1 pseudogene is annotated in these 290 nt (G+C 34.1%); it reads left to right on the top strand.

Features of this window, described 5'->3' with window-relative positions:
* A pseudogene (locus BAU27_RS11585) lies at positions 1-290 on the top strand (alpha/beta fold hydrolase); the annotation flags it as partial.

The raw sequence follows: 290 nt of genomic DNA, 5'->3' as shown, positions 1-290 counted from the left end.
AGTTATGTTTCTGGAGGAGCAGAAACAAATGATGATGAGCCTATCGCTAAGTTAATCGAGTCGGGTATGCGTAACTATAAACTTAAAACGCCAGCACCTGATCTATTTAGTAAAGAAGACTTAAAAAATATCAATATTCCAATACTTGCATTAATGGCTGAAAAAAGTATAATGCACAATTCAGTAAAAGCAGTTGAAACTGGGAAAAAATACGTTAAAGATATCGATATAGTTAACTGGAAAAATGCATCTCACGCAATCAATGGTGAGTTCTCTAACGAAGTTAATGC

It is taken from the genome of Bacillus sp. NH11B (assembly GCF_001884205.1).
GTDB classification, from domain to species: Bacteria; Bacillota; Bacilli; order Bacillales; family Bacillaceae_G; genus Bacillus_A; species Bacillus_A proteolyticus.
Note: the sequence above shows the minus strand (reverse complement) of the source record. Positions and strands in the feature narration are given on the sequence as shown.